The sequence below is a fragment of the Psychromonas aquatilis genome (assembly GCF_038155185.1).
Taxonomy (GTDB): Bacteria; Pseudomonadota; Gammaproteobacteria; order Enterobacterales; family Psychromonadaceae; genus Psychromonas; species Psychromonas aquatilis.
Genome location: NZ_JBAKAZ010000100.1, coordinates 1 through 6,139, shown reverse-complemented (window position 1 = coordinate 6,139; position 6,139 = coordinate 1). Strand labels below are relative to the sequence as shown.

5 protein-coding genes are annotated in these 6,139 nt (G+C 40.8%); 3 read left to right on the top strand and 2 right to left on the bottom strand.

The genetic code is table 11. From position 1 onward, the window contains the following. Positions 1–147 precede the first annotated feature (147 nt). The gene (locus V6256_RS14715; RefSeq protein ID WP_341599029.1) at positions 148–1,917 is read right to left on the bottom strand and encodes a protein adenylyltransferase SelO; all 1,770 of its coding nucleotides are present in this window, start codon (positions 1,915–1,917) and stop codon (positions 148–150) included. A gap of 335 nt (positions 1,918–2,252) precedes the next feature. On the opposite strand from V6256_RS14715, the gene V6256_RS16465 reads away from it, so the two are divergent. Then, a complete protein-coding gene (locus V6256_RS16465) occupies positions 2,253–2,657 on the top strand; it encodes a DUF2061 domain-containing protein (RefSeq protein ID WP_424141075.1) in 405 nt (134 codons plus the stop codon). A 159-nt stretch (positions 2,658–2,816) separates the two neighbouring features. Here V6256_RS16465 and V6256_RS14700 read toward each other — a convergent pair whose 3' ends face one another. Then, positions 2,817–2,954 (bottom strand): hypothetical protein, encoded by a 138-nt coding sequence (locus tag V6256_RS14700; protein WP_341599027.1) that lies wholly within the window; start codon positions 2,952–2,954, stop codon positions 2,817–2,819. Between the two features lie 27 nt (positions 2,955–2,981). Between V6256_RS14700 and V6256_RS14695 the strand changes: the two genes are divergently transcribed. Next, positions 2,982–4,094: a PQQ-dependent sugar dehydrogenase gene (locus tag V6256_RS14695; RefSeq protein ID WP_341599026.1), complete on the top strand. Its 1,113-nt coding sequence runs from the start codon at positions 2,982–2,984 to the stop codon at positions 4,092–4,094. Between the two features lie 298 nt (positions 4,095–4,392). Further along, positions 4,393–5,904: a DUF3360 family protein gene (locus V6256_RS14690; protein WP_341599025.1), complete on the top strand. Its 1,512-nt coding sequence runs from the start codon at positions 4,393–4,395 to the stop codon at positions 5,902–5,904. Positions 5,905–6,139: the final 235 nt, after the last annotated feature.

Below are 6,139 nucleotides of genomic sequence, written 5' to 3'. Positions count from 1 at the left end.
TACCTGAGATTGGCGTGACTGCGTCATAACAACTACCTCTTAACATGTAAAACTATATAAATAAAAGATAGAAGAGTAATGATGAACCGTCAAAGTTTATGGGTGTCCACGATCTCACGATCTCAGTTATAGCTTAAATTCAACGCATCACGACGAGCAGCTTAGATGCGATACGCCACCGAGGTTAAAGAACTCAAGCGGTTTTAAACGATAAAACTTATCTTCTATTTCCTGGGACTGCTCTGCATATGGGTTTGCCATCACTTCCTGTAGCTCTCGAATTAAGCTGTAATCCCCTACTGCTGCTTGCTGATAAGCAGGTTTAAGTAACCATTCGCGTAAAATATATTTAGGGTTTACTTGCTTCATCTGCTCAGAGACTTGTTCGATACTGCTATCCATGTCGCTATTAAGTGACGCTTTCCATTGTACAAACCACTCTACCCAACGTGTTTCTATTTGTTGGTTTTTAGCAGCCTGTTCCGCGTTGTCATTGATTAATTGAGTGTAGAAGCTTTTCTTTAGAGGACGAATACCTTTGGGTATCGACGAAAGCTCACGGAAGAAAATAGTGTAGTCAACGGGCGTTTGCATCATCAGCAACTGCAACTCACTCAATAATGTTTTACGAGACTCTGTGTTTAAGTGTTTTAAACCTAATTTAGCAGCCCACATCGCATTCATTTTGGACTCCATCACAGTCGCAAACTCATTTTTAACACCGTCTAACGCCAGTAAATCTTGTTCTGAAGTCAGTAATGGCTGTAACGCTGAACAAAACATCTCGAAGTTGCTCTGCGCGGCTTTAGGCTGATTCATAAAGGAAAAGTGATTTCCTCCGCCAGTCCAAGGTTGATACTGAGGATTAAACAGATCAGCAAAACCGAAAGGCCCATAATCAAGGGTAAAACCACCAGCAGCACAGTTATCGCTGTTAAAGTTACCTTGACAGAATCCCACTTGGATCCAACCTGCTATTAATGACGTAAGGCGATCACGGAACGCTTGCGCTAATAAAATAATTTTCTCAGGCAAACTGAGTTGCTTATCAATAACCGTGGCGTATTCACGTTCAATTAAATGTAGAACTATTTTTTCAAGCTCAGCTAATGCTTTACGTTGTTCATCAACATTTTCATCTTCACGTGTACGACGAGCAAACAGTTCTATTTGTCCAACACGCAAAAATGAAGGGGCAACGCGGGTTGAAATGGCAACAGGTTCAGTCACCACCTTATCAGGGTTTTGTGATTGAGATCCTTCTGCATACCAGCCACGTTTTACGGTTTCAGTTTTTGAAACGTATAAACTCAAAGAGCGCGATGTCGCCACACCAAGTGCATGCATGTGCTCTTGTGCTAAAAACTCACGAACACTAGAGCGCAAAACGGCACGACCGTCTGCTCCGCGACAATAAGGTGTTCGACCAGCGCCTTTTAATTGCATTTCCCAACGTTGTTCATTGAGCACACCTTCAAAGACAGAAATAGCTCGACCATCACCGTATCCATTACCCGTTTGAAATGGGCACTGATGAATGAACTCAACCCCATAAATAGACAATGCGTAGCCTGTTGCCCAACCGACTTTACGCATCGGCCCCGGCACCTGAGAAATATCTCCAGAAAACAAGCGCATAAAATCAGCAGACTTAGCAAGGCTATCAGCTAAACCAAGTTGTGCAAACAAAGCATCACTGTGCGCTACATATTCAGGGTCTTTAATCGGCGTTGGTTTAACCGGAACATAATGCCCTGAAAAAACTTGTCGCTCGTCATGATCAACCCCATTTTCAGTGGCGTCAGGGTCACAGTTAAGCGACTCCATCAAAGAATAATCCGCTAATTTAGCCAGTTCGCTAAAGGTCGAAATAGTCGCGGTCGTTGCTTGTTGTTGCTTAGGCTGTTGGTCTGTCATCATCGTTTCTACCAAAGTGGGTCTCAAAGTTAATACTGCATATCTTATATTGTTATTCTGGCGAGTTCTGAACTGATTACAACCCCACCCAACCTAAAAGCATGCTATTGGCAATAATCAGCAAACAGATTTAACCACTTACTCGATTAAAAATAGTGCTAACAATCATTGCTTTAATAGGCTCACTCAACAATTACAAAAAGCCTAAGGCAATTAAATTACTAAAAATACAAGTAAAAACCTATTAATAGAATAGAAACAACCCATTTTACTTAATGATAATAATTATCAATAATGGCCACATCAAACAGACATACTATTACGAGGCACACAAAATGGCTAAAACAATTACTTTTGCAGTTATCCACTTCAGCATCGCAACCTTAGTTGCTTTTGCATTAACAGGTGATTTTTTATTAGGTAGCTTGATAGCTATCATTGAGCCATCAATCAACACGGTTGCTTTTTACTTCCATGAAAAAGCGTGGCAAAAAGTGCCTTTCCTTAAAAGCCGTGAGTCAATGACTAAAACAAAAACAATCAGCTTTGCGATTATTCACTTTAACGTTGCTTTTGCTGTGACTTACGCTTTAACAGGTGATGCTTTCATCGGTGGCTTAATGGCAACAATTGAACCAGCAATCAACTCTTTTGCTTACTTCTTCCATGAAAAAGCATGGGGTAACAAGAACAAAGATAAAAACACAGTACACTCAATTGACCAGGCTATCTGCGCTTAATAGGAGAGATAGCGATAACAGAAACACTTCTCTGACGTAATAAAAAAGTAATAGCCATAAATGCCACAGCGATGTGGCATTTTTCGTTAATGTTCATCAAAAGGATATTAAACGAGGCACCCATGACTTTACTTCCACCAAACCTGTCTCCCCATTAGCCTATGCAACAGTTTCAATAAATAGCGCTAACCTATTGCCTAATAATGCTTCTCGACATACTTTTAATAAGCTAGTTTGTTTCCTAACAATCTTGTAAGCTGATTTCACAGAGCCACTAAACACATAGTTAGTCGGCAATCGACTCCCTATATGAAGGAGAAAGAGATGCTATTTTGGCAAAAGCTACTATTCATTCAACTGTGCTTTATAACAACAGCTGTACAGGCTGAGCATTCACAGCCGCTGATTGAAGACAAAACAACGTATCGAACACAACTATTGTGGCCTGACATCGTTATTCCTTGGGGAATGGTGCAGTTACCCGATAACTCCATATTAGCCACGGAGCGCGCCGGAAAATTATGGTTATTAACAGAAGATAAACCATCCGTTGAAATAACCGCCCTCCCCGAGATAGATGCAAATGGGCAAGGCGGTTTACTGGATATTGCTTTACACCCTGACTTTAACAATAATCATCTTATCTTTTTCACCTATACCACCAAAACCGCAATCGGCAGCGATACCGCATTAATGCGTGCTCAATTAGATCTTGAAAATAATCAACTAACTGAACAGACACAACTGTATTTAGGTGAAGGTGACTCTAATCGGGGTAACCATTATGGTGGACGCCTTGCAGTTACTAAGCAGTTTATTTACTTTTCAATTGGCGATCGCGGACAACGTGATAAAAATCCTCAAAATCTAAGCCTTGATGGCGGTAAGATTTATCGATTAAACCTTGATGGCAGTATCCCAACTTCTAACCCTTTCTTTGAGCAAGCTGGCGCCAAAAAAGCCATTTACTCCTATGGGCATCGTAATCCACAAGGCTTACTGGTTTTGTCAAATAACAATCAAGTATGGTCTCATGAGCACGGACCTAAAGGTGGAGATGAGGTTAACCTCATTGAAACAGGTCAAAACTATGGCTGGCCTGTAATAGGTTACGGCACTAACTATAGTGGCACAAATTATACTGAGATCACCGCCAAAGAAGGTATGCAGCAACCTAAATTATATTGGGTTCCATCCATTGCACCTTCTGGAATGGCCTATATTAACAGTGATAAATATCCGCAATTACAAGGCGAAGTATTACTTGGCTCAATGAAATTTGGAGACCTAGTCGCATTAGAGATAAACGACAATGAAGTGCTTAAACAAACCAAGTTATTAACCAATAGCGGCAGAATAAGAAATGTTATCCAAGGGCAAGACGGCTATATCTATTTAGGGATTGATGGTGAAGGAATCTCAAGGTTATTGCCTTAATAAACGCCATTGGCCTATCAGTGCTTAAATCATCAATACAGCCAATAAATACGGCTAATAAGACTAAAATTTAGCTTTTAATATGCCATTACAAGCTAAAAAACAAACTAAATCGCAACAGTGTGATCTAGTGAAAAAAAGTAAAACAAACCTGCAAATAAACGACCATAAATTGATCAAAAACATGATGAACTACTAATCCTCGATCTTCCTCGTTAGTAATCAGTATTTCCTTAAGTTATTGTAATCCCGTTGAAATACACAGTGTTTTCTTAAATCATGACTAAAGGGACTAATAATGGATAAGACCACAAACGCTGCACCAGAGCATGAAGGAACAGCACAAAATAATACGGATGATCTGAGTTATGAACAAAAGCATAGACCCAGTTCAGATTTTAAAACACGAGAAGAATATCTAGAGCACGAACTTCAAAGCATGTCACCTAAACGTTGGCGCCCTAACCTACCTTTTAAAGATTACCGATTTGAAATTGAGGATACCATTCCAGCAATGGCCGCAACCATTGGTAAAATCGTGATGGTAGGAGCCATTGCGGCAACCTTCGCTGCACCGCTAGGACTAGGTGATGGTTTTGTACTAGAAAATGTACGTTATGAATTATTAATTGTTTCTGTGTTCATTGTGTTGTTTTCTGGATTTCTACTCCCAACCGCCAACTTAGCCGGAACACACGGCCCACTTATTCCACTAATACCTATTGTTGTAGCGGCAGGTGGACACCCAATGGCATTTGGCTTACTGATCGGGGCCTTTGGTTTGATTCTCGCCATTAGTAAAGGCGGCAGTCGATTAGCCAACCTGACCAGTAAAGGGGTTTGTGGTGGTTTATTACTCTACCTTGGTTTTGTTGGAACCATCTCGCAAGTTAAAAAACTATTAGCCTGGGGTGAAAGTATCGATATGTCACACATCCCTTTTGTGGTGATTATTTGTACTATTCTACTTTACGCGCTACTTGAGCATTGGCGTAAGCGCTGGTTAGCTGTGCCACTAAGTTGTTTACTAGGCGGCAGCATCGCTTTTGCAATGGGCGCACCTTTTGACTTTGTAACAACACCTGGCTTACCAAACTTAAACCCAATGTACTGGTGGGGTGAAGATACAGGTTGGATGTTAGGTATGCCAAATCTTGAAAACTTTATGGTGGTACTGCCTTTTGCTATTTTAGCAGTGGCAATGTGGTCACCTGATTTCTTAGGTCATCAAGTATTCCAAAAAATCAGTTACCCTGAACGTACTGAAAAAGTACAAATGAATATCGATGATACGATGTCTACAGCCTCTATCCGCCAAGTTTTTGGTTCGCTATTAGGTGGTTCAAACTTCACTTCATCATGGGGTACTTACTTAATTCCAGCAGCCATTGCTAAACGTCCTATTCCTGCAGGCGCGCTATTAACAGCATTGTTCTGTGTTATCGCCGCAATTTGGGGATACCCAATGGATTTAGCAATCTGGCAGCCAGTTTTGTGTGTAGCGTTAATTGTAGGTGTTTTCATTCCGCTACTTGAAGCTGGTATGGAGATGACACGTGAAGGTAAAACAACGCAATCAGCAGCGATTGTCGTATTTGCTTCTACCCTAGTGAACCCAGCATTTGGTTGGTCACTAACGATGTTACTTGATAACCTTGGTTTAATTGGTTGTAAAGAGCGTAGCGCTAAACTCTCTAAGATGAACCGTTGGATTATTCCAGGTGTGATGTTTATTGTTCTCACCACCGTAATGGCAGCCGTCGGTATGCTACCGGGTATTCCTGCACTCATATCGGATTTCCGCCACTAATCATAGTAATAGAAATATAATTTATACCCCAAATAGCCCATTTATTAATGGGCTATTTTATTTATATCACCCGCCCCTTCACGCAATAAAGCACTAACCGTTAAAGAGTTTAGGCATTGTATTGAATGATGAGTAAAAGTAGCGGGAGTAAAGTAGTAAAGTAGCGGACACCAAAGTAGCGGACACCCATTAATTGAAGACTATAAAATCAATCAATTACAACTTAAAGTCGATG

Coding starts and splice junctions, on each gene's coding strand:
- V6256_RS14695 (WP_341599026.1), top strand. CDS start 2,982: ATGCTATTTTGGCAAAAGCTACTATTCATTCAACTGTGCTTTATAACA.
- V6256_RS16465 (WP_424141075.1), top strand. CDS start 2,253: ATGGCTAAAACAATTACTTTTGCAGTTATCCACTTCAGCATCGCAACC.
- V6256_RS14690 (WP_341599025.1), top strand. CDS start 4,393: ATGGATAAGACCACAAACGCTGCACCAGAGCATGAAGGAACAGCACAA.
- V6256_RS14715 (WP_341599029.1), bottom strand. CDS start 1,917: ATGACAGACCAACAGCCTAAGCAACAACAAGCAACGACCGCGACTATT.